We start from the raw sequence: 2,703 nt of genomic DNA on the forward strand, positions 1-2,703 counted from the left end.
TTTAGCTTATATTAAACCTAACACATACTTATTTTATTATAAGTAGTATTAAAGATAAAATGTAATTGAATAAATGTTATCGCTTACAATGAAGTCGAGTAAGGGTATGAGACCGTGAATAGATTTCGTAAAAAGTACTATAGGAGGAAAAATTATGTCAGATTGGATTAAGGTAAAAGCAAAGACACACGGAAACAAAGTGGCGATTACTGAACCGAGTAAAGATGGTGGGGAATGGACTTTTAAGGATTTAAATATTCGTGCAGAGAACTTAGCACATTATTTAAAAGAAGAGTTAGGAGTTCAAAAGGGTGATCGTGTTGGGGCGTTTATACCTAATGATGTTTCAGTATTTGATTTATTCTTTGCATCAATAAAGATAGGTGCTGTATTTATCCCTATTAACTGGCGTTTAAAACCTACTGAGATTGAGGGGATAATTGAAGACTCAGGTTTAAAAAATATTTTCTATGCAACCGATCACTTAGATCGATTAAGTAATATCAATCCTGATTATATTAAGCTCGATGTTGACAAAGAAGAGTATCAAAAAATTGTTGATCCAAGTGAACATAGACCATTTGATAGTATAAAAAGTGAAAAAGATGATTTAGTCATGCTTTTATATACATCAGGCACAACTGGTAGACCAAAAGGGGTTCAATTAACTCATCGTACTTACTTAACAAATATGCAACAGCAAATTGCTTCTTGGGATATTGAAACACGACATAAAGCACTTGTTTCAACTCCACTATTCCATGTTTTAGGTTTGGTTGATTCAGCCTTACCAATGCTTTATACGAGTGCAGAAATTGTGTTAGACCGATTCTTTGATATTGAAAAGATTAACACATTAATTAGCGAATATAAGCCCAATGTTCTGATTATGATTCCAACTATGTTTTACGGTATCATTGCAGGACCGAATTTTAACGCAACACAGCTTAAAGAAGTTGAAGTTATGGTACAAGGTGGTGCACCGCCACTGCCTAAAGTAAATGAGGCATTCGATATGTTTGGGATAAAGATTTTTAACGCTTACGGAATGACTGAGGCGGGATTAGTTACTGTAACGACTGAAACTCTATATGACGAAACACCAGAATCAATTGGTACGCCAATAATGAATGTTGATACAAAGATTGTTGGAGAGGATGGTGAAGTTGTTAACACGGGAGAACTAGGTGAATTATACATCAAAGGGGATAACGTAACACCCGGTTACTACAACTTACCAGAAGAAAATAAGAAGGCATTTACGGCAGATGGCTACTTTAAGACCGGTGATCTTGTTCGTGAAAATAAAAACGGTACTTTAACGTTAGTAAACCGTTCAAAAGAGTTAATCATCACTGGTGGTGAGAATGTGTTACCAAGTGAAGTTGAGGCAGTGTTGTCTAAGCACCCATTAATTAGAACAGCAGTTGTTGTTGGATATGAAAATGAGAAGTATGGAGAGTCTGTTTCAGCAGCAGTTATGTTAAATGATGATGCTAGAAACATTGATGATTGGGAAGAAACATTAAATGAATTTTGTTTGAAGAACTTAGCAGGCTATAAGACTCCAAAGCTTTACTTAGAGCTTGATGAAATGCCACTTACTTCAGTAGCAAAGCCAGACCGATTAGAAATCCAAAGACAAATGAACGAAAAAGCAAAAAAAATAGTATAATTTAAAAAATAGAAAGGCTGAGTAACATGTCAGAAAAATTTGTATTAGAAAATAGAGAAGAAATTCAAAAAGAATTATATCCAGAGGATTATTTAGGCTTAGCAAATAAGCTAACAGATGGTGAATTAGAGTTCTTACGTCAATTAGTTGAAATATTAGAAACAAAATATCGTGATAAATTAAATGAACATTGGTATAACAATGAAGTACCAAAGGGATTCTTTGAAGATATGGGTAAATTAGGTTACTTAACAAACCCATTATTATTTGAAGATCGTGATCTATTACAAGGTTCACGTCAGATTTTTCAGTTTTTCTTTGCATTCACACTCTCACGATTTGATGTGTCATTAAACACTTTAATTGGTGTTCACTCTGGATTAGGATTAAACTCATTCCTGTTTGGAGGATCTAAAGAACAAGCTTTACAGTATGTACCAAAATTAGCAACACACGATTTACGTACTTGTTTTGCGTTAACAGAGCCTAATCATGGATCTGACGTTGCATGGGGTCTTGAAACGACTGCTGAACGCAAAGGTGATAAATGGATCATCAACGGTGAGAAACGTTGGATTGGTGGTGCAAATGTAGCTGATGTTATTCCAGTATATGCTACAGACGTTGAGACAGGTAAGCCTCGTGCCTTCATAGTTAAACGTGAGCAAGAAGGTGTAGAGATTGACGTAATTGGTGGTAAAATCGCTCTGAAGATTGTGCCTAACTGTAACATCAAATTAACTAACGTAGAAGTTGATGAAGCAGACCGTCTACAAAAAATAAACAGATTTAGAGATATTGCTAAAATCTTATTCTCAACGCGTGCAGGTGTTGCTCATATGGCTGCAGGTACTATGGCTGGTGCACTACAAGCAACATTAAAATATGTGAAAAAACGTGAGCAGTTTGGGAATCCAATTAGCAGCTATCAATTAGTTCAAGAGAAAATTGCAATGATGCAAGGTAATGTAATGAATGCAATGTCATTGTGTGCACATATAGCCGAAGCACAAGAGAATGGTAATTAT

Annotated in this window: 2 protein-coding genes; both read left to right on the forward strand. The window is 35.2% G+C overall.

Features of this window, described 5'->3' with window-relative positions; all coding sequences use genetic code 11:
- The first annotated feature begins 154 nt into the window (after window positions 1-154).
- Window positions 155-1,675: a long-chain-fatty-acid--CoA ligase FadD gene (gene fadD, locus BLR76_RS11380; RefSeq protein ID WP_218121450.1), complete on the forward strand. Its 1,521-nt coding sequence runs from the start codon at window positions 155-157 to the stop codon at window positions 1,673-1,675.
- A 26-nt stretch (window positions 1,676-1,701) separates the two neighbouring features.
- A partial coding sequence (locus tag BLR76_RS11385) for an acyl-CoA dehydrogenase family protein (protein ID WP_091269020.1) occupies window positions 1,702-2,703 on the forward strand: 1,002 nt, incomplete at its 3' end.

Origin of the sequence: Alkalibacterium thalassium (assembly GCF_900101165.1) — a bacterium.
Classification (GTDB): Bacteria; Bacillota; Bacilli; order Lactobacillales; family Carnobacteriaceae_A; genus Alkalibacterium; species Alkalibacterium indicireducens.